At 71.5% G+C, this 18,487-nt stretch carries 17 protein-coding genes; 12 read left to right on the top strand and 5 right to left on the bottom strand.

Annotation, left to right across the window (positions count from 1 at the left end):
• Positions 1-11 precede the first annotated feature (11 nt).
• The 4 genes from ACZ4N5_RS29120 (at position 12) to ACZ4N5_RS29105 (ending at position 4,415) form a co-directional block, all read left to right on the top strand.
• Positions 12-1,172, top strand: coding sequence for a 5-(carboxyamino)imidazole ribonucleotide synthase (locus ACZ4N5_RS29120; protein ID WP_467760015.1), 1,161 nt, complete (start codon positions 12-14; stop codon positions 1,170-1,172).
• A complete protein-coding gene (purE, locus tag ACZ4N5_RS29115) occupies positions 1,169-1,693 on the top strand; it encodes a 5-(carboxyamino)imidazole ribonucleotide mutase (protein WP_151471261.1) in 525 nt (174 codons plus the stop codon). The genes ACZ4N5_RS29120 and purE overlap by 4 nt, the downstream gene beginning before the upstream one ends.
• A gap of 5 nt (positions 1,694-1,698) precedes the next feature.
• Entirely contained in the window at positions 1,699-2,910 is a 1,212-nt protein-coding gene (locus tag ACZ4N5_RS29110; protein ID WP_467760014.1) for a dipeptidase, read from the top strand.
• Positions 2,911-3,233: 323 nt separating this feature from the next.
• A complete protein-coding gene (locus ACZ4N5_RS29105) occupies positions 3,234-4,415 on the top strand; it encodes a dipeptidase (protein WP_467760013.1) in 1,182 nt (393 codons plus the stop codon).
• A gap of 72 nt (positions 4,416-4,487) precedes the next feature.
• On the opposite strand, the gene ACZ4N5_RS29100 is transcribed toward ACZ4N5_RS29105, so the two are convergent.
• Positions 4,488-4,847, bottom strand: coding sequence for a VOC family protein (locus ACZ4N5_RS29100; protein ID WP_467760012.1), 360 nt, complete (start codon positions 4,845-4,847; stop codon positions 4,488-4,490).
• A 120-nt stretch (positions 4,848-4,967) separates the two neighbouring features.
• On the opposite strand from ACZ4N5_RS29100, the gene ACZ4N5_RS29095 reads away from it, so the two are divergent.
• Entirely contained in the window at positions 4,968-5,510 is a 543-nt protein-coding gene (locus tag ACZ4N5_RS29095) for a CGNR zinc finger domain-containing protein (RefSeq protein WP_467760011.1), read from the top strand.
• A gap of 320 nt (positions 5,511-5,830) precedes the next feature.
• Here the strand turns inward: ACZ4N5_RS29095 and ACZ4N5_RS29090 are convergent, their stop codons facing one another.
• The gene (locus ACZ4N5_RS29090) at positions 5,831-7,174 is read right to left on the bottom strand and encodes a UDP-glucose dehydrogenase family protein (protein WP_467760010.1); all 1,344 of its coding nucleotides are present in this window, start codon (positions 7,172-7,174) and stop codon (positions 5,831-5,833) included.
• A 190-nt stretch (positions 7,175-7,364) separates the two neighbouring features.
• On the opposite strand from ACZ4N5_RS29090, the gene ACZ4N5_RS29085 reads away from it, so the two are divergent.
• Positions 7,365-8,522: an acyl-CoA dehydrogenase gene (locus ACZ4N5_RS29085; protein ID WP_365880627.1), complete on the top strand. Its 1,158-nt coding sequence runs from the start codon at positions 7,365-7,367 to the stop codon at positions 8,520-8,522.
• Positions 8,523-8,694: 172 nt separating this feature from the next.
• Here ACZ4N5_RS29085 and ACZ4N5_RS29080 read toward each other — a convergent pair whose 3' ends face one another.
• Positions 8,695-9,285, bottom strand: coding sequence for a tellurium resistance protein (locus tag ACZ4N5_RS29080; RefSeq protein WP_467760009.1), 591 nt, complete (start codon positions 9,283-9,285; stop codon positions 8,695-8,697).
• A gap of 307 nt (positions 9,286-9,592) precedes the next feature.
• Here ACZ4N5_RS29080 and ACZ4N5_RS29075 point away from each other — a divergent pair, with 307 nt between their 5' ends.
• The 5 genes from ACZ4N5_RS29075 (at position 9,593) to ACZ4N5_RS29055 (ending at position 14,669) form a co-directional block, all read left to right on the top strand.
• Positions 9,593-11,011, top strand: coding sequence for a methyl-accepting chemotaxis protein (locus tag ACZ4N5_RS29075; protein ID WP_467760008.1), 1,419 nt, complete (start codon positions 9,593-9,595; stop codon positions 11,009-11,011).
• Entirely contained in the window at positions 11,008-11,487 is a 480-nt protein-coding gene (locus ACZ4N5_RS29070) for a hypothetical protein (RefSeq protein WP_467760007.1), read from the top strand. Before ACZ4N5_RS29075 ends, ACZ4N5_RS29070 begins: the two co-directional genes overlap by 4 nt.
• A 17-nt stretch (positions 11,488-11,504) precedes the next feature.
• The gene (locus ACZ4N5_RS29065) at positions 11,505-12,170 is read left to right on the top strand and encodes a vWA domain-containing protein (RefSeq protein WP_385399958.1); all 666 of its coding nucleotides are present in this window, start codon (positions 11,505-11,507) and stop codon (positions 12,168-12,170) included.
• A 217-nt stretch (positions 12,171-12,387) separates the two neighbouring features.
• The gene (locus ACZ4N5_RS29060) at positions 12,388-13,725 is read left to right on the top strand and encodes a PP2C family serine/threonine-protein phosphatase (protein ID WP_467760006.1); all 1,338 of its coding nucleotides are present in this window, start codon (positions 12,388-12,390) and stop codon (positions 13,723-13,725) included.
• On the top strand, positions 13,722-14,669 hold the full coding sequence (locus ACZ4N5_RS29055) for a hypothetical protein (protein ID WP_467760005.1): 948 nt from the start codon (positions 13,722-13,724) through the stop codon (positions 14,667-14,669). Before ACZ4N5_RS29060 ends, ACZ4N5_RS29055 begins: the two co-directional genes overlap by 4 nt.
• 101 nt (positions 14,670-14,770) lie before the next feature.
• On the opposite strand, the gene ACZ4N5_RS29050 is transcribed toward ACZ4N5_RS29055, so the two are convergent.
• Positions 14,771-16,111 carry an LCP family protein gene (locus ACZ4N5_RS29050; protein WP_467760004.1) on the bottom strand — a complete coding sequence of 447 codons (1,341 nt, stop codon included), beginning with the start codon at positions 16,109-16,111 and terminating at the stop codon, positions 14,771-14,773.
• Positions 16,112-16,230: 119 nt separating this feature from the next.
• Here ACZ4N5_RS29050 and ACZ4N5_RS29045 point away from each other — a divergent pair, with 119 nt between their 5' ends.
• A complete protein-coding gene (locus ACZ4N5_RS29045) occupies positions 16,231-16,779 on the top strand; it encodes an acyl-CoA thioesterase (RefSeq protein WP_467760003.1) in 549 nt (182 codons plus the stop codon).
• Positions 16,780-16,897: 118 nt separating this feature from the next.
• Here the strand turns inward: ACZ4N5_RS29045 and ACZ4N5_RS29040 are convergent, their stop codons facing one another.
• On the bottom strand, positions 16,898-18,412 hold the full coding sequence (locus tag ACZ4N5_RS29040; RefSeq protein ID WP_467760002.1) for an LCP family protein: 1,515 nt from the start codon (positions 18,410-18,412) through the stop codon (positions 16,898-16,900).
• Positions 18,413-18,487 lie beyond the last annotated feature (75 nt).

Here is an 18,487-nt window from a genome sequence, read left to right as displayed (position 1 = left end):
ACTCTTGGAGCGTGACGTTCCCGGTAGTCGGCATGGTCGGCGGGGGTCAGCTCGCTCGTATGACACACGAGGCGGGCATCCCGCTCGGCATCAAGTTCAAGCTCCTCAGTGACACTCCTCAGGATTCCGCGGCGCAGGTCGTCGGCGATGTCGTCGTCGGCGACTACCGCGACCTCGACACGCTGCGTGACTTCGCGCGGGGCTGTGACGTGATCACCTTCGATCACGAGCACGTCCCGACCGAGCACCTGCGGGCCCTGGAGGCGGACGGCATCCCCGTCCGCCCGGGCCCCGACGCGCTCGTGCACGCCCAGGACAAGGGCGTGATGCGCGCGAAGCTCGACGAGATCGGTGTGCCGTGCCCACGGCACCGCATCGTGACCGACGTCGAGGACGTCGCCGCGTTCGCCGCGGAAGGCCTCGCCGCGGGGGCGGAGGGCGACGGCTTCCCGGTCATCCTGAAGACCGTGCGCGGCGGCTACGACGGCAAGGGCGTCTGGTTCGTCCGCTCCCTGGAGGAGGCCGCCGACCCGTTCCGCGCGGGCGTCCCCGTCCTCGCCGAGGAGAAGGTCGACTTCGTACGGGAGCTCGCGGCGAACGTCGTCCGCTCCCCGCACGGCCAGGCGGTCGCGTACCCCGTCGTCGAGTCCCAGCAGGTCGACGGCGTCTGCGACACCGTGATCGCCCCGGCGCCCGGCATCGCCGAGGAGCTGGCCCTGGAGGCACAGGAGCTGGCACTGCGCATCGCCAAGGAACTCGGCGTCGTCGGGCACCTGGCCGTCGAGCTCTTCGAGACCCGCGACGGACGCATCCTCGTCAACGAACTGGCCATGCGCCCGCACAACTCGGGCCACTGGACCCAGGACGGCGCGATCACCTCCCAGTTCGCCAACCACGTGCGCGCGGTTCTCGACCTCCCGCTCGGGGACCCGCGTCCGCGCGCCAAGTGGACGGTCATGGCGAACGTCCTCGGCGGCGACTACCCCGACATGTACTCCGCGTACCTGCACTGCATGGCACGCGACCCGCAGCTGAAGATCCACATGTACGGCAAGGACGTGAAGCCCGGCCGTAAGGTCGGCCACGTCAACACCTACGGCGACGACCTGGACGATGTCCTTGAGCGCGCCCGGCACGCAGCCGGCTACCTGAGAGGCACGATCACCGAATGAGCCCCGTTGTAGGCATCGTCATGGGTTCGGACTCCGACTGGCCGGTCATGGAGGCCGCCGCCCAGGCGCTGGACGAGTTCGAGATCCCCTACGAGGTGGATGTCGTCTCCGCGCACCGCATGCCGCACGAGATGATCGCGTACGGCGAACAGGCCGCGGAGCGCGGGCTCAAGGCGATCATCGCGGGCGCCGGCGGCGCGGCCCATCTGCCGGGGATGCTGGCGTCCGTCACCCCGCTGCCCGTCATCGGTGTGCCCGTCCCGCTCAAGTACCTCGACGGCATGGACTCGCTGCTTTCCATCGTGCAGATGCCGGCCGGCGTGCCCGTCGCGACCGTCTCCGTCGGCGGCGCCCGCAACGCCGGTCTGCTGGCCGCCCGGATGCTCGCCGCCCACGACGAGGAACTCCTCGGCCGGATGCGGGAGTTCCAGCAGGAGCTGAACGACCAGGCCACCGAGAAGGGCAAGCGGCTGCGGGCCAAGGTCGAAGGTGCCGCCGGCGGCTTCGGCTTCGGGAAGTGACGCGGATGTCCTCGTCCTCCCAGGCCCCCGAGTCCTCCCTGCCCTCGCTCGACCGTGCGCGCGCCCTGCTCGACGAGTTCCCCGTCGTCGACGGGCACAACGACCTGCCCTACGCCCTGCGCGAGCAGGTCCGTTACGACCTCGACGCCCGTGACATCGCCGTGGACCAGAGCGCCCACCTGCACACGGACCTGGCCCGGCTGCGCGCCGGCGGCGTCGGTGCCCAGTACTGGTCGGTGTACGTCCGGTCGGACCTGCCCGGCGCGCTCACCGCGACGCTCGAACAGATCGACTGCGTAAAGCAGTTGATCGACCGTCACCCGACGCACCTGCGTGCCGCGTTGACCGCCGCCGACATGGAGGCGGCGCGTGCCGAGGGCCGTATCGCCTCCCTCATGGGCGCGGAGGGCGGGCACTCGATCGACAACTCCCTCGCCGCCCTGCGCGGGTTGTACGTGCTCGGCGTCCGTTACATGACCCTCACCCACAACGACAACATCGCGTGGGCGGACTCGGCGACGGACGTTCCCGTGGTGGGCGGCCTGTCGTCCTTCGGCCGCGAGGTCGTACGGGAGATGAACCGCGAGGGCATGCTCGTGGACCTCTCGCACGTGGCCGCGACGACCATGCGCGACGCGCTCGACACCTCCGTCGCGCCGGTGATCTTCTCCCACTCCTCGGCGCGCGCGGTGTGCGACCACCCGCGCAACATCCCGGACGACGTGCTGGAGCGGCTGCCCGCCAACGGGGGAGTGGCGATGGTGACGTTCGTGCCGAAGTTCGTTCTCCAGGCGGCGGTCGACTGGACGGCCGCGGCCGACGAGAACATGCGGGCGAACGGCTTCCACCACCTCGACACCACCGCCGAGGGCATGAAGATCCACCGTGCCTTCGAGGAGGAAAACCCGCGCCCCATCGCCACGGTGTCGACGGTCGCCGACCACCTCGACCACATGCGCGAGGTCGCCGGCATCGACCACGTCGGCATCGGCGGCGACTACGACGGCACGGCGTTCACCCCGGACGGGCTGGACGACGTCTCCGGCTATCCGAATCTGATCGCCGAGCTCCTCGACCGCGGTTGGTCGTCCACGGACGTGGCCAAGCTGACCTGGCAGAACGCCGTGCGCGTGCTGGGCGCGGCGGAGGACGTGGCCCGCGACCTCCAGTCCCGGCGGGCGCCGTCGAACGCGACGCTGGAACAGTTGGACTGCTGACTGCTGACTGCTGACTGCTGACGGCTGACAAGCTGACTGGCGACGGCTGACAGCCGGCGGCTCACGGCTTGCTTGTGGCTTACGAGTTACGGCTGACGGCCTACGGAGCTTCAGGGCTTCGAGGCTCCCGAAGGCGTCCGGGCTGATTGCTCGGGCGCCTTCGACGCGCCCGGGACCGGCGCCGGGTGGCTTCGGGCCCGCGCCCGCTCCGACCGCACGGTCGCTGCGGGTACTCCGAACGCCGCGCCCACCAGGAAGCACCCCGGGCCCCGTGCCACGGTGGCGGTATCGCGATCGCCGCTGTCCACACCACGGAGCCTGTCATGGCAGACCTGCAGGACGAACTGCACACCACCGTCGAGGTGGGAGAGCTCGACCCGTCCGCTGCTGCCTGGCCCGAGACCGAACAACTGCCCTCCGGCACCCGCCTCGGAGGCGACACCCACCTCGTCGCCGGTTCCGACGCCCCGGACCACGCCGCGGTGACCGGTCCCGGCGCCGACCCACTGTCGCGGGCCCGTGCCTTCCTGGCCGGCACCCCCGTCGCCGACGGCTACAGCGGTCTGCCGTGGGCACTGCGCCATCTGCCCTGGTTCGATCTGGAGCTGGGCGAGAGCGCCGTGGACACGGATCTGCCGCGGCTGCGTGAAGGGCATGTGGGCGCCCTGTTCTGGTCGCTGCACCTGCCCAAGGGCCTCGCCGGGGACCGGGCCGTCGGCGCCACCCTGGAGCAGCTGGACCTGATGAAAACGGTGATCCACGCGTACCCCGAGGGCCTGCGGATGACGCGCGGTGCAGGCGAGATCGCCGACGCCCGCAACTGCGGACGCGTCGCGGTCGTCATCGGCCCCGCCGGAGCGGCCGCGCTCGGCGACTCCCTCGGCATCCTGCGCTCCCTGCACGCGCTCGGCCTGCGCATCCTCACGCTCGCCGGCGTCTCCTGGGCGAGCGAGGCGGGCCTGACCCGGTTCGGCGAGGAGGTGCTCCGCGAGATGAACCGGCTCGGTGTGCTCGCCGACCTCTCGGGCACCTCGGACGCCACGATCGGCCGCGCCCTCGCCGCCTCCAAGGCCCCGGTCCTGTTCACCCGCTCGGCCGCCCGCGCGCTGCGCCCCCACCCGTCGAACCTCCCCGACGAGGTCCTGGTCGAACTGGGCGCCGCCAAGGGGTTGTGCCTGGTCCCGCTCACCGCCGAGCAGACCGGCCCGTCCGTCCGGGACGTCGCCGACCACCTCGACCACGTCCGCGCGCTCGCGGGAGCGGAATGCGTCGGCCTCTCGGGAACGTACGACTCCGGGACCGCACACCCGCAGGACCTCGCCGACGCGTCCTGCTATCCGCATCTGATCGCGGAGCTCATCACCCGCGGCTGGTCCGTGTCCGACCTCGCCCTGCTCACCTGGGGCAATGTCCAACGTGTCCTGCGCAGCGCGGACTTCACGGCCCGCGCCGCCCAGCAGCGCCGGCAGCCGTCCTCCGCGAAGATCGCCGACCTGGACGGCTGAACCGCCGCCGGCGCCTCCGCGGGAGCGGGGCGATCCGGCGGAGGCGGAGACGTGCTTCTCGCCCGGGTGCGCTCAGCAGGCGCAGAGGCAGAACGGGTGCCCCGCCGGGTCGGCGTACACCCGGAACGTACGCGACCTGTCCTCGGTGTCCAGCGGCGTCGCGCCGAGCGCCAGCACCCCCTTCTCCGCCACGTCCAGGTCCTCGACCTTCAGATCCAGATGGAACTGCTGCGAGCCGTCGGGCGAGGGCCACCGCGGCGGTACGTGTCCGGGGGCGGCCTGGAAAGCCAGCTGCTGACCGCCGGGCACCTCCAGGTCGATCCAGTCGGTCTGGTCCGTGATGGTGCCGCCGAGCACCCCGGCGTAGAACTCGGCCAGCGCGCGCGGGTCGGGACAGTCCAGGACGACGACGTCCAGTTTGGCGAGAGCCATGACTTCCTCCGTGGATCTCCAGCAGCATCGGTGAATGACGGTGAATGAAGAGTTACCTGTAAACCGCCTCAAGAAGTAACGGTTACTGCATGCTCCCGCATAAGAGGTAACGTGGCAAGCATGAATGACCGAGCGCCCGCACCCGGCGGTCTGGCCCTGGTCCAGGCCCTGGTGAACACCCTGGACATCGAGTCGGGCGCCGACTCCCTCGACACACCCGAGGGGCTGGCCCGCTTCGGCCTGGCGGCGGGCGAGGCGGAGGGGGCACGCGAGCTGCGCGAATCGCTGCGGGCGGTGTGTCTGGCGCACGCGGGCCATCCGGCGCACCGGAAGGTGGTCCCCCTCGGGGAACTCCTCGCGCGTGCGCCTCTGCGGGTGGCGGTCGACGAGGACGGCGGCGCCGCGTACTTGGTCCCCGCCACCGAGGAGACCTCCCGCGCCTCCTCTCCGGCCTCTCCGGCCTCACCGACCCCCTTGGCCTTCCGGATCGCCGCCGCGGTCGCCGAGTCGCTGGTCGAGGGCACCTGGCCGCGACTGAAGGCTTGCGAGGCCCCGACCTGCCATTGGGTGTACTACGACCGCTCGCCGGCGGGCCGCGGCCGCTGGTGCTCGATGTCGGTGTGCGGGGCGCGCGCCAAGATGCGCCGTTACCGCGCCAAGTAGGCGTCGGCGGCGGAAGACCTGGCAGGACGCCGGACCGGGGGGTCCGACCAGGAGCGGCCCGATCAGGACCGGAGTCGAAGGTCGCACCGAAGCCGCAACCCATTCGCACCGGAAGTCGCACCGGAATCCCGACCAGGAGCCGGACGGGCCAGGGCGGGGAGGCGGACGGGGAGCCGGACGGAGTCCGGAGGTCTCCGGTCACCGCACAGCGAAGTGGTGCAGAATGCAACCGACGCCGGTCCGGCCGACTGAGCCTCGGCCGGACCGGCGTCGTCCGCGACAGACCTCGACGGGCGCCGGGCGCCCGTCGCTGGTGGGTCTCAGGCGGTGGGCCGCCCCATGGCCCGGTAGGTCCAGCCGGCCCGGCGCCACGTCTCCGGGTCCAGCGCGTTCCGCCCGTCCAGCAGTACCCGGGACGTGACCGCCTCGCCCAGCACCGCCGGGTCCAGCTCGCGGAACTCGCGCCACTCCGTCAGGTGCAGGACGACATCGGCGCCCCGGACCGCCTGCACGGCGGAGTCGGCGTACCCGAGCGTCGGGAAGAGCCGCTTGGCGTTCGCCATGCCCTTCGGGTCGTAGACGGTGACCTGGCCGCCCTGGAGGTGGATCTGCCCGGCGACGTTCAGTGCCGGGGAGTCGCGTACGTCGTCGGAGTCGGGCTTGAAGGTCGCGCCGAGCACGGCGACCCGCTTGCCGAGGAACGAGCCGCCGCCGAGCGCCTCGCGGGCCATCTCCACCATCTGGCCACGGCGCCGCATGTTGATGGTGTCGACCTCGCGCAGGAAGGTCAGCGCCTGGTCGGCGCCCAGCTCACCGGCGCGCGCCATGAAGGCGCGGATGTCCTTGGGCAGACAGCCGCCGCCGAACCCGATCCCGGCCCGCAGGAACTTCTTCCCGATCCGCTCGTCGTGCCCTATGGCCTCGGCCAGCTTGACCACGTCACCGTCGGCGGCCTCACAGACCTCGGCCATCGCGTTGATGAAGGAGATCTTGGTGGCGAGGAAGGAGTTCGCGGAGGTCTTCACCAGTTCGGCGGTCGGGAAGTCGGTGATGACGAAGGGCGAACCGTCGGCGACCGGCGTCACGTAGACCTCGCGCAGCAGCTTCTCGGCGCGCTCGCTGCGCACGCCCACCACGATCCGGTCGGGGTGCAGCGTGTCGTTCACGGCGAAGCCCTCACGCAGGAACTCCGGGTTCCAGGCCAGCTCGGCGTCCTCACCGGCGGGCGCGAGCTCGACGAGCCGGGCGGCCAGCCGCTCCGCCGAGCCGACCGGCACGGTGGACTTGCCGACGACGAGGGCGGGACCGTGCAGATGCGGCGCCAGCGACTCGAAGGCCGCGTCGACGTACGACATGTCGCACGCGTACTCGCCGTGCTTCTGGGGCGTGTTCACACAGACGAAGTGGACGTCGCCGAAGGCCCCGACCTCGGCCCAGTCCATGGTGAAGCGGAGCCGGCCCGTGGAGCCCTCGATCCCGGCCACGTGCTTGCGCAGCAGTTCTTCGAGACCGGGCTCGAACATCGGGACCTCGCCCCGCTGGAGCATCTCGATCTTCTCCGGCACCACATCGAGCCCGAGGACCTCGAAGCCGAGCTCGGCCATGGCCGCGGCGTGGGTGGCGCCGAGGTAGCCGGTGCCGATCACGGTGATCTTGAGGGCCATGGGTGCTCCTGAGGTGTGCGGCGTCGGTGCGCGCCCGAGCATAGTCGGGGCGTGGGGGAGCGCTTTCACGGGCAGTTTTTCCGCCTGTCGCCAAGCTCACGTATCCGTCTGGCGGTCAGGCCCTTAAAATTTGTGTTACTTAACGGTAGTTAGCGCAGCCAGCACAGCATCACTTGGAGCGTGAGAGACCTTGGCCGGATCGGCTGATTTCGACCTGTACCGCCCGTCCGAGGAGCACGACATGCTCCGGGACGCGATCCGTTCGCTGGCCGAGGCGAAGATCGCGCCGTACGCAGCGGCGGTTGACGAGGAGGCCCGCTTCCCGCAGGAGGCGCTGGACGCCCTGGTCGCCAACGACCTGCACGCGGTGCACGTCCCCGAGGAGTACGGCGGCGCGGGCGCCGACGCCCTCGCGACGGTCATCGTGATCGAGGAGGTGGCCCGCGTCTGTGTGTCCTCCTCCCTCATCCCCGCGGTGAACAAGCTGGGCTCGCTGCCGGTGATCCTCTCCGGCTCCGAGGACCTGAAGAAGAAGTACCTGGGCCCGCTCGCCAAGGGCGACGGAATGTTCTCGTACTGCCTCTCCGAGCCGGACGCCGGTTCGGACGCGGCCGGCATGAAGACGAAGGCCGTGCGCGACGGGGACTTCTGGGTCCTGAACGGCGTCAAGCGCTGGATCACCAACGCGGGCGTCTCCGAGTACTACACGGTCATGGCGGTGACCGACCCGACGAAGCGCTCCAAGGGCATCAGCGCGTTCGTCGTCGAGAAGTCCGACGAGGGTGTCTCCTTCGGCGCCCCGGAGCGCAAGCTCGGCATCAAGGGCAGCCCGACCCGCGAGGTCTACCTCGACAACGTCCGCATCCCCGCCGACCGCATGATCGGCGAGGAGGGCACCGGCTTCGCGACCGCCATGAAGACGCTGGACCACACCCGCGTCACCATCGCGGCGCAGGCCCTCGGTGTCGCCCAGGGCGCCCTCGACTACGCCAAGGGCTATGTCCAGGAGCGCAAGCAGTTCGGCAAGCCCATCGCCGACTTCCAGGGCATCCAGTTCATGCTCGCCGACATGGCCATGAAGATCGAGGCCGCCCGCCAGCTGACGTACGCGGCCGCCGCCAAGTCGGAGCGCGGCGACAAGGACCTCACCTTCCAGGGCGCCGCCGCCAAGTGCTTCGCCTCGGACGTCGCCATGGAGGTCACCACGGACGCCGTCCAGCTCCTCGGCGGCTACGGCTACACCCGCGACTACCCGGTCGAGCGCATGATGCGTGACGCGAAGATCACCCAGATCTACGAGGGCACGAACCAGGTCCAGCGCATCGTGATGGCGCGCAACCTGCCGTAGTACCCAGCCCGTTGGCAGTGGTTCGCCGGCGGATCGCCGGCGGATCAACAGCAGATCGGCAGTAGAGGTGAGAGGCACCGGTGTGTGCCTCTCACCTTTCGCTTTTCCCGCCGCCCGGCCTCGGCTCGCTCCGCCCCGGCCCGCCCTGCCCCGCGCACGGCGTCGGCGCCGGTCACTCCTTCCTCATCCGCACCCACGAGAGGCCGAAACCGTAGGCGCTGTCCATCTGCTCCTGGACCGACCGCCGCAGGGTGCCGGTGAACCAGCGGACCTCGCGGCTGACCATGAGACCGCCCTCCGTGGGCGTGGCCAGGGCGATGGCGCAGCCCGTGGCCCCCTCGGGGGAGTCGTCGAGGGCGATGCGGAAACCGCCGGACGGCGCGGTCACGGTGGCCGTGGCGCCCAGACTCCGGAAATCCACGGCGCCGCTGTACACGTAGACGTGGAAGACCAGTTGCCGGAAGAGTTCGCGCCGCTCCAGGTCCACCCGGACCGTCTCCCCGTCCGAGGAGTCCCCGGTGCGGTCGTCCTGGTCGAGTTGCATGTACGGCCACCGTGCCAGTGAGCCGAAGTTGTTCCCCAGCGGCTGTACGGCCGCGGCCGTACCGTCCGTGAACGCGGCCATGCAGCCGAGGTCGAGGTCGGCCCCGGTCCCCGGCGGCCGGTTGAGGTTCACCTGAAGGACGCCGCGGCCCGTGATGCGGGCCTGCGGTGCCGATCTGGTCAGCGCCGTGTCGGCGCGCCCGGCGGGAAGTCGCCGCACCTCACGCGGTGTCGGCGCCGCTCTCTGTGGGCCGGTCCGGGGCTGGGTGCCGGGCGCGGGCCTCAGGCGGATGGTCGCTCGTGGACGTTCGTCGTTGCTCAACTGTTCCCCCTCGCACCGCCGTTGGGGAGAGCGGCGGGTATGTCCGGAGTTTATGCGCGGAGCGTGTCGACTGGAGTACTCTCTGTGCCCTCGGTCGCGCGTCTGGTGCGTGTGAACCGGCGGGGGCTCGGGGCCGCGCGACACGGGTGGGGATCCATGGTCGCCGTCAACGCACCCCCGCGTCCGTCGTGTTGTGGGGGTGGGCATGCCGTCAGGCGCCCTGATGGACCGTCATGTGATCGCGCAGAGCATCAAGGACCTCGCGGAGCGGCCGGCGCTCGGAACCCGGAAGGAAGAGCTGACCGCGCTCGCGGCGGCGCTCCGGGACCAGGACGTCACCGCGCTGGACCCCTGGTCCGAACTCGACCTCCTCGCCGCCTACGCCCGCCCCGAGAGCCTCCGGGCGACCGGTGGCCAGGGCGGTGAGCACATGCTCTGGTCCTACGCCGAAGGGGTGCTGGGCGCGCTGGTCTTCGTACCGCTGATGCTCACCTGGTACGGACTGACCCGGGCGTCGAGTGCGTACGGAGCGCTGACCGGCGCGGATCCGAAGGCCGCCGCCCGGCCCTTCCTCCAGCTGTGGCAGTCAGGTTTCGAGGGGCACCTCACCGGCGCTTTCACCTTCGGTCATGTGGCGATGAGCGCCACCGTCGCCATCGCGGTGCTCTTCGCCCTGGTGCTCGTGCACGGCCTGCGGCGGTCCGCCGTCGCCCGCCGGGAGCAGGACGCCGACCGAGGCTCCGAGGAGCTGATGGCGGCGCTCGTCCCGGCGCTGACCCGCGCCCAGCTCGTGCTGAACCAGCAGCGGTCGAGTTCCCCGCAGCGCTTCGCGGCCGAGCTCACCGGAGCTGCCGCGACCCTCGGCCGGCTCGGCGACAAGGCTGTCCGGGTCCAGAAGAACCTGACGTCGGCCGCCTCGGCCGTCGGCGACGCGGTGGAGGCCGCCGAACGCAGGCTGGCCGGGGTCGACACCTCCATCAAGCCCCTGGAAGTCGCGGTGGGCCGGGTCGAGGCCGCCGTCAGTGACGGCGGAGCGCAGGTCCGCAAGGCGCTCGACGACGTCTGCGACGCGAGCGGTGAGGTGCGGCTCGCCGTGCAGGGCGCCGGTGACCGCGTCGAGGACTCCGTCACCGTGCTGGCCGCGTCCCAGCGTGCCTACACCACCGGCATCGAGGTGGCGTCGGACATCTCCGCCCAACTCCTCGGCCGGTTCGGCGAGATGGCGGACGGCACGGCCCGCGCGGTCGAGGTGTCCCAGCACGCGGTGCGTGAACTGAACGCCCAGAGCGTTGCGTTGCGCGCCGCCGCAGATGAATTCGCGAGACTTGTGGACGAGTTGCGGTCGGACAGTCGGGCGCGCACGAACCTGGCGCATCCGGGGGACCGGATGGGCCGAGCGGACCGGACCGAAAGCGCCGAGAATCCAGCCGACCACCGTGGCCGTCCCGCCGACGGAACCGGCACTCCTGCCGACCACCGCGGCCGTCCCGCCGACCGGGCCGACGTGCCTGGCGACCGGATCGGCGTTTCCATCGACAAGCCGGGGCGGCCCGGTCCCCGGCCGGCCGACCCCCGTCGTGAGCCCCCGCAACTGCCTCCCGCGTCCCTGACCGAGGCGCGATGAGGGGCGGTGGAAGGTTCCAGCCGCTGCACATGGCGGGCTGGCTGTTCGCGGACATGCTGCTCGTCCTCGCCCTGGTCGCCATGGGGGACCAGGGGGACCCGCTGGCCGCCGAGAAGCGCCCCGCCTCCTCGTCCACCCCCTCGGCCGCCGGGAAGAAGTCCCGGCACACCGGCCCGCGGGCGGTGGTCCGCACACCGGTCAAGGTGGCCGTCGACGCGCCCGCGGGCGACGACGAAGGCATCGTGCGGGCGCTGCGCGGGGCGACCGCGCGCTACCAGGGCCGACGCGCCGCCTTCGTGCTGACCTTCGGACGCCACACCGACCCGGGCGCCGGCGGCCGCTACGCCCACGAGGTCAACGCCCTGCTGGAGAAGGCCCGCCCGGACATGTTCCGCGCCGCCACCACCCGCGACTTCTGGAAGGGCGGAGCCTCCCCGGGCCACGCCGACATCGAGATCTACTTCTACACGTACTGACCCGGAGGTACGAGACCTTGCAGATCCTGCCCTTCTACCTGCTCTGCGACGAGTCCGGGTCGATGATCGGCGAGCCGATCGACGCCATCAACGGCGCGCTACCGGACCTGCACCACGAGATCAGCACCAACCCGACCGTCGCCGACAAGACGCGCTTCTGCCTCATCGGCTTCTCCGACACCGCCACCGTGCTGCAACCGCTCGTCGACCTCAGCGACATCGACTCGGTCCCCGCGCTCGCCGCGGGCGGGCTCACCTCGTACGGCGACGCGTTCCGCACTCTGCTGCGCTGCGTCGAGGCCGATGTGGCGGGGCTGAAGGCGGAGGGTCACGAGGTGTACCGCCCCGTCGTCTTCTTCCTCTCCGACGGCATTCCCACCGACCCGGACTGGGACCAGGCGTACAAGGAGGTCACCCAGTCACGGTTCTGCCCGAAGATCATCGCCTTCGGCATCGGCGAGGCGCAGGAGTCGACGATCGCGCGGGTGGCCAACTTCCGCGCGTTCATGCAGAAGGACTCCTCGGTGTCACCGGCCCAGGCACTGCGCGAATTCGCCTCCAGCCTCACGCGGTCGATCGTCCGGTCCGCCGGGAGCATCGGCGCGGACGGCGGCAACGGATTCACGCTGGCCGTGGACGACACCGTGCCCGGCTTCTCCATCGTCTCGCTCGACAAGCTGTGAGGTCGCACCGATGGGGAACGACATGAACACCGCCGGACCGTCCCGCACCGGCCCACGACAGCCCGATACACGCGAGCCCGACGCACGGGAGCCCGCGGGGAGCCGTGCCCAAGAGAGCCAGGCACAGGGGAATCAGGCACACGGGAGCCGGCCGCACGCGGGCCGGGCGGAAGTGCGACGGCCGGATACGAGACAGCCGGATGCGCGACAACCAGCCGTGCCGCAAACGGAGTTCCACTGGCCGGACGCGCGGCAGCCCGACCCGCTGGACGAGACCTGGCAGAGCGTCGACCAGGTCTTCAAGGACCAGCCGGAGCCCGAGACGGCCGTCACCGCACCCGAGACGTCAGTGGCACCACCCTTGTCGTACGGACCCACCCCGCAGCCGCCGCCCTTGTCGTACGAGCCGACACCGCCGTCGGGCCGGCCCGTGTACGAGCCGACGCCGACGCCGCCGTTTCCCCAGCCCGGCTTCGTACAGCAGCAGCCGTCGCACGGTCCCGTACAGCAGTCGCACGGTCCCGTACAGCCCTCGCTCCCGCGTGTGCACATGCCGCCCGAGCCCGAGCCCGGGTCCTCAGCCACACCCGCGCCCGCGCCCGTATCCGTATCCGCGTCCGAGGACTCCGCCGCGCGGGTCGGGGCCGTCCCGACGCTCGGCGCGCCGTTCCACTCCGGCCCCAAGCCCCCGCTGTACGCGCCGGAGCCCCTGGAGCTTCCCTCCGTCCGGCAGGACCCGACCGCGGCGCTGACGCCCGACATGGTGGTGGACGGCGCCGGGTACGGCGCTCTGACGGTGCGGGCGGCGTCCGTGCGCGGCGACTCGCACCGTTATCAGGGCGAGCCGCGCCAGGACTCCCTGGCGGTGGTGCGCCTCGGGGCGCCCGGCGCGGACGGGTTGCTGCTGCTCGCGGTGGCGGACGGCGTGGGATCGGCGGCCCGTTCGCACGTCGGCTCCCAGGAGGCCTGCCGGCTCGCCGCGATGGAGCTGGACAGCGTGTCCGCGGAACTCGCCGAGACCCTGCGCGCGGGCGACCAGCCGGGGTTCGCCGTACTGGTGGACATCGCGGTCGGACGGGTCGCGACCCTGCTCGCGCACCGAGCCCGCGAGCACGGCGACGACCCCGCCGCGTACGCCACCACCCTGCGGGCCCTGCTCGTCCCGCTCGACCCCCGCGTGCGCATCCGCGGCTTCCTGGCCGTCGGCGACGGCGGTACGGCGCTGTTGCGCGACGGCGAGTGGAACCTGTCCCTCACCGACCCCGAGCACGACGGCGACGGAATGATCGACACCCGCACCGCCGCCCTGCCGCACGGGCACCGCGCCCGCGCCTGTCTCCTCGCCCCGGCCCTGCCCGGCGACGTCCTCGTCCTGTGCACGGACGGCCTGTCGACGCCGCTCGCGGGGGACGCCGGGATGCGGGACTTCCTGTGGTCCGGTTGGGGGAAGGGGGCCGTGCCGGGACCGGCCGACTTCCTGTGGCAGCTGCAGTACCGGGTGAAGTCGTACGACGACGACCGCACCGCCGTCGTCCTGTGGGAGGCCGTGCCGTGAGCGCCGACGACGGCGCCGACGTGCCCCTCGGCTCGCTCACCCTCGGAGTGCGCGTCGGCGACGGCGGCCAGGGCGAGGTGTTCGACGTCGTCGGTCCCGCCCGGCTGCTGTACAAGAGCTACCGCGAGCCGGGGAAGGCCGACGCCGGGGAACTCGCGGCACTCGTCGCGCTGCGTCAGGGGCTCGCCCCGGGCGACCGGGAGCGGCTGGACCGGGAGACGGCGTGGCCGCTGTGCCGGGTCATGGACGGCGGCAGGGCGACGGGCTTCCTGATGCGCCGCGCGCCGGACTCCATGACCTGGCGGACCTCGCGCGGCGAGGCCCGGCTGACCGACCTGTCCTATCTGCTCCGGCCGCCGAGGCCGGCCTGGCAGAACGTGGCGCAGCCGTCGCCCGCCGAGCGGTACGCGCTGGTGGTCGCCGTCCTCGGACTCCTCCGCCGGCTGCACACCCTGGGGCTGGTCGTCGGTGACGTGTCCCACGCGAACGTGCTCTGGACCGTCCGGCCCGGACCCGCCCCGTATCTCCTGGACTGCGACGGCGTACGCCTGGCCGGCCGGCCCCCGGTCCTGGAACAGGCGGACACCCCCGACTGGCACGACCCGCTGGCCGCCGCCGGCACCGCCACGGTGGACAGCGACCGCTACAAGGCGGCGCTGGTGGTGGGCCGTGTCCTGAGCCAGGACGCGTACCTGGCGCCCGGCAAGCCCCTGCGGCCGCTGTCCGGCGTGCTCGACGACCGGCGGGCCGACGCGGTCCGGGGCCTGTGGGAGGAGGCGTCGGGGCCGCGTGGCACCCGCCCCCACCTGGCCCAGTGGTGCACCGCCCTGGCGGGCCGCGACACCATCCGCCTCATGGCCGCGGAACCGGCGCCGAGGCCCGTCGTCGACCGCTCCAAATTCGACGGCCCGCGCACTCGGGGCCGCATCACCCTACGCAACTGACCCACCGACACCGGCCGGAGGCGGCGGTGTCGGTGGGTCAGTCGGCCGGCGACCACAGGTGGCAGTGGGTCAGCTCGCCGGCAACGGCGCGTGGAGGTGGGTCAGTTGCTCGACACCGTGACCGGCTCGTCGTTCTTGAATTCGTTCACCAGCGTCTTCATCTTCGCCTTGTCCCAGACGAGGTTGCCGCCGACGGAACCGGAGATCGGCATGTTCATGGACTTGCCGTCGCCGCCGGTGACGCCCTTCATGGCCCAGAACATGTCGGCCAGGTCCCACAGGCTCATGTCCTTGTCGACGACCAGCGAGTCGAGGCCCGCGCCCATCGTCGGGTAGAGCTTGAAGGGGTTCAGGACCGTCGAGGGGGTGGCGACCTGGTGGGCCAGGGCGGCCAGGAACTTCTGCTGGTTCTTGGTGCGCTGCAGGTCCGACGCGGCGAACGCGTGCCGGGTACGGACGAAGGCGAGGGCCTGCTCGCCGTTCAGCGTCTGCTTGCCCGCCTTGAAGTCGGCGCCGGAGTACTTGTCCTTGAAGCCCTGGTCGAGGGTCATGTCGACCCCGCCGACCGCGTCGACGATGCCCGCGAACCCGGCGAAGCCGATCTCCACGTAGTGGTCGATGTGCAGACCGGTGTTGTACTCGATGGTCCGGACCAGGAGCGTGGGGCCGTCGAAGGCGTAGGCGGCGTTCAGCTTGTTCTGGCCCAGCGGGCCCTTGATCTTGCCGGACTCGGAGCCCTGGAACTTCGGGATCGTGACGTTCGAGTCACGCGGCAGCGAGAGCAGCGTCGAGCCGTTGCTCCCGGTGTGCAGGATCATCATCGAGTCGGTGCGCTTGCCTTCGGCGGAGCCGGTGTGCAGCTTCTTCTTGTCCGCGGCGGACAGGCCGGCGCGGCTGTCGGAACCGACGATCAGATAGTTCGTGCCCTGGCCGGTCTCCGGCCTGTCTATGACCTTGGAGAGATCCACGTCACGGTGGAGCTTGGAGTCCGCCCAGAAGTACGTGCCGACGGAGACCACGACCAGCGCGGTGACCAGCGTGATCGCGGTCCACTTGATCCGGCGCCGCCAGTTCGGCGCGGAGCGCTGCGGGTACGCGCTGCCACCGCCGGGGCCCTGCGGACCGCCGGGCCCGTTGGGGTTCCCGTACACATGGCCGCTGTTGTAGCCGGAGTCGTAGCCGTTGTCGTAGCCCTGGCCGTTGTCGTAGCCCTGGCCGTCGACGTACGACGGCTGACGGGGCACACCGCCGCCGTACGGCGGCGCGTCCTGGCCCGGAGCGGGTGCGGCCGGCCCACGGCGGACCTGTCGCATGACGCGGGCGCTCTCGGGCTGTGCGCCCGCGCTGCCGCGTCCGTAGCGGTTGCTGCGGTTGTCGTCGGGCCACCCTCCCCCACCCTCGAACTCGCTCGGACGGGAGGTGCCCCCAGGCCAATCGTTCATGCCGACCAGTGTGCAGCTCTCCACTATGAGTCTTACAAGAGAGCTGGGAGATCTGGGTCACGCCTGTTGCAGAGCTGATGCAAAGCGACGGCCGCGCGCCCCGGCATAAGGTGGAGGACATGACAGACCAGGCTCCCAACCCGGAATCCGACATACCGGGCAAGCCGACCTCGGCGTCCCGGACCACCCTCAGCCACATCATGACCCACAACGACACGAACCTTCTGGGCTCCGTGCACGGTGGGGTGATCATGAAGCTGGTCGACGACGCGGCGGGCGCGGTGGCGGGGCGGCACTCCGGCGGGCCCGCGGTCACCGCCTCGATGGACGAGATGGCCTTCCTGGAGCCCGTCCGCGTGGGCGACCTGGTCCATGTGAAGGCCCAGGTGAACTGGACCGGACGTACCTCGATGGAGGTCGGCGTCCGGGTCCTCGCCGAGCGCTGGAACGAGTCCACGCCGCCTCAGCAGGTCGGCTCGGCCTATCTCGTCTTCGCCGCCGTCGACGCCGACGGCAAGCCCCGCCGGGTCCCGCAGGTCATCGCCGAGACCGAGCGAGACGAGCGCCGCTACCAGGAGGCCCAGATCCGCCGCACCCACCGGCTGGCCCGCCGTCGCGCGATCATGGAACTCCGCGAGAAGCGCGCGGCGGAAGGCCTCGACGACTAGGCACGACGTAGGGCACGACGACGAGGCCTCGGCGAACGAGCCTCGACGACCGGGCACCGACGAGGCAGGGCCGGGTGAGGGGCCGGCGGCCCGGCGGGCCCCGGTCGGGCGTCCCGGGTCATGGACAGACCACCTGGTCCCCGGTCACCACCCCGGTCGCCGCCCCGGACTCCCCCTGGTACGGATCCTCCGCCCGTACCCGCGTGACCTGCTTGAAGTCCGTACCGGCGATCACCTTCAGCAGCGGGCCCTGCCCGGCGACCGCGCGCAGCTCGGAACCGGGCAGCGCGGCCGCGAGCGACTTCGCCGAGCGGTCCCAGCGGGGGTCGTACGCGACGACGGTGCGCCGGACCGTGCGGTCGGGGGCCGTGGCGGGCCGGCCCGTCGTCCGGAAGCCGGTGGCGGCGAGCGCGCCGTCGACCCGCTTGCCGAGCCCCGTCGTGGCGGTCCCGTTCTCGACCTGGACCCGGATCTGCTGCGGGGCCACCGCGACCCGGACGGTCTGGGGCCGCGGGGCCCGGGGCGACCGGGGCGCCGCGAGCGGCTTGTCGGCGCGCAGTGACTCGAAGAGCTTCCTCGACTTCGGCCCGTCCCATTTCAGGGTGGAGCCGATGCCCTTGACGACATAGGCCATCTGCCCGATCGGCACGGTCGTGAACTCGGACGAGGACGGCGAGAAGTTCCGCATCGCCCGGCCCAGATCCAGCAGCTCGTCCGTGCCGAAGCCCTTGTCGGCCCGCACCGAGCCCAGCACCGCCCGCGTCACGTCACGGAACTTCATCGGGTTCAGCAGCACCCCGGACGACGTGGCCTGTCCGACGAGCGCCGCCAGGAAGCGCTGCTGGCGCTTCATCCGGCCGAGGTCGGAGGAGCCGTCGGTGTGCCGGGACCGTACGTACTGCAGGGCCTGCCCGCCGCCCAGCAGATGCGAGCCGGCCGTCAGGTCGAGGCCGGTGTATCTGTCCTTCAGTGGTTGCACGGTGCAGATACGGACGCCGCCGAGCACGTCCACCGTCTTCATGAAGCTGGTGAAGTCGACCTCCAGATAGTGGTCGATCTTCACGTGGGTCATGTTCTCGACGGTCCGCACGGTCAGGGTCGGGCCGCCCTCCGCGTACGCCGCGTTCAGCTTGAGGGGGTGGGCGCCGTGCCGTTCGCCGGTGACCGCGTCGGTGTGCGCGGGTGCCTCGGCGTAGGAGTCGCGTGGCAGGCTGACGATGCTGGCGCGCTCCCGGTCCTCCGAGATGTGCACGATCATGACCGTGTCGGTGCAGTGGCAGGGCGCGCCGCCGAGCCGGTACTTCCGCCGCTCCGCCTCGGTGATCTTCTCCCGGCCGTCGGTGCCGACCAGCAGAAGATTCATGCCGTGGCCGGCCTCGGGCCGGTTCTTCATGTCCTTGAACGGGTCGACCCGGGCGATGTCCGCGTCCAGGCTGCTCAGCACCGCGTGCCCGATGCCCGCCGAGGCGAGGACCACCACGGAGACGGTGGTCACCGCCCGCATGGCCCAGCGCGGCTTCTTGCGCCGTACGGGGCGTACGGGGCGTCCGTCGGAGCGCCGGGCGGGACGCCGTGCGGGAGACGGTCGCGGGGGGCGCTGAGGGCGGACGGGGGAGCGGGGCGGCGTGGGCAAGGGGGACACCTCCGCGAGGCTGGACGGGGGAGGGATGCGTTCCGCGGGGCCGGCCGGGCCGCGTTCCGCTCGGCG

The organism is Streptomyces sp. NPDC026500, from assembly GCF_055567635.1.
The sequence above is the reverse complement of the archived record's forward strand: the minus strand, read 5'-3'. Positions and strand labels throughout refer to the sequence as shown.

Bases quoted from the DNA above. Each gene is read 5' to 3' on its own strand.
- ACZ4N5_RS29095 (WP_467760011.1), top strand. From the start codon at position 4,968: ATGAATGACCGAGCGCCCGCACCCGGCGGTCTGGCCCTGGTCCAGGCC.
- purE (WP_151471261.1), top strand. From the start codon at position 1,169: ATGAGCCCCGTTGTAGGCATCGTCATGGGTTCGGACTCCGACTGGCCG.
- ACZ4N5_RS29105 (WP_467760013.1), top strand. From the start codon at position 3,234: ATGGCAGACCTGCAGGACGAACTGCACACCACCGTCGAGGTGGGAGAG.
- ACZ4N5_RS29045 (WP_467760003.1), top strand. From the start codon at position 16,231: ATGACAGACCAGGCTCCCAACCCGGAATCCGACATACCGGGCAAGCCG.
- ACZ4N5_RS29110 (WP_467760014.1), top strand. From the start codon at position 1,699: ATGTCCTCGTCCTCCCAGGCCCCCGAGTCCTCCCTGCCCTCGCTCGAC.
- ACZ4N5_RS29100 (WP_467760012.1), bottom strand. From the start codon at position 4,847: ATGGCTCTCGCCAAACTGGACGTCGTCGTCCTGGACTGTCCCGACCCG.
- ACZ4N5_RS29090 (WP_467760010.1), bottom strand. From the start codon at position 7,174: ATGGCCCTCAAGATCACCGTGATCGGCACCGGCTACCTCGGCGCCACC.
- ACZ4N5_RS29050 (WP_467760004.1), bottom strand. From the start codon at position 16,111: ATGAACGATTGGCCTGGGGGCACCTCCCGTCCGAGCGAGTTCGAGGGT.
- ACZ4N5_RS29075 (WP_467760008.1), top strand. From the start codon at position 9,593: ATGCCGTCAGGCGCCCTGATGGACCGTCATGTGATCGCGCAGAGCATC.
- ACZ4N5_RS29070 (WP_467760007.1), top strand. From the start codon at position 11,008: ATGAGGGGCGGTGGAAGGTTCCAGCCGCTGCACATGGCGGGCTGGCTG.